At 71.7% G+C, this 951-nt stretch carries 1 protein-coding gene and 1 pseudogene; one reads left to right on the plus strand and one right to left on the minus strand.

The genetic code is table 11. The features are described 5' to 3' along the window. A pseudogene (locus I5I_RS17320) lies at nucleotides 1-266 on the minus strand (cysteine desulfurase); the annotation flags it as partial. Between the two features lie 18 nt (nucleotides 267-284). Here I5I_RS17320 and I5I_RS13495 point away from each other — a divergent pair. Further along, nucleotides 285-951: SGNH hydrolase domain-containing protein (locus I5I_RS13495; protein WP_275574469.1), on the plus strand; the 667-nt coding region annotated here is incomplete at its 3' end.

Here is a 951-nt window from a genome sequence, read left to right on the forward strand (position 1 = left end):
CAGTCCGACTCGCCGCTGGTTCCCGCGAAGGTGAAACTGGCCACGGAGGGCAGTCGTCGCGTGGCGTGGCCCGTGAGCCGGGACGACGCAACGAGGCCGAGCACGCGGGCGATGAACCGATCGCGCAACGCGCCGACGCGAGCCGCTGCGGCCACGCGCTCGCGCTCCGCGATCTCCAGTGCTGTCGCGATCTCGAAGATCCCACGGCGGCGCTGCAGGCCGATCTCGCGGCGGCGGTGTCGGCGACCGCGTGGCCCGATCTGCATCCGTCGATCGATGAGGTGATGGCGCAGTCGTCGGGAGCCAATCCCGCGCACGACTGCTTCGCGCCGACGCCGCAGCCGGATGCCGCCGCGTGCACGTGGGGGAGCGGCGATGCTCCGCGGCACCTGTACCTCGTGGGTGACTCGACAGCGATGGCGTATGCGCCGGCGCTGAAGGCGCTCGCCGAGCAGAGCGGGGGAGCGATCCGCGTCACGACGGTCGGGCTCTATGGATGTCGGTTCACCGACGTGCTGGTGCAGAACGACGACCCCGCGGTGATGCAGGCGTGCACGCAGCGCAAGAACGACGTCGCCGCGATGATCGCCGCCGACCACCCCGAGCAGGTGCTGGTCTCGAACGCGTACACGCTCGGGCGCACGGCGGACGGGCGCGACCTGAGCGCGGTAGATCTGATCGCCGCAGAGGCAGCAGAGATGGCGCGGTACGGGATGCCGGGCCGCATCGTCTACCTCGAGGCGCCGCCGGAGGGCGCGCCGCTCGGCAACTGCTACACGCGGGTCGGGTCGCCGTACGCGTGCGCGACGAGCGTCACGCCGGTGTGGCGCGATATGCAGACGGCGACGGCGGGCGCCGCGGCGGCGTCGGGCGATCGTCTGGTCGATGCGCTGGTCTTCACATGCTGGCAGGACGTGTGCCCGGCGTTCGCGGGGACGTTGCCCATCCGCT

The organism is Microbacterium sp. B24, from assembly GCF_000333415.1.
In the GTDB taxonomy this organism is placed as follows: domain Bacteria; phylum Actinomycetota; class Actinomycetes; order Actinomycetales; family Microbacteriaceae; genus Microbacterium.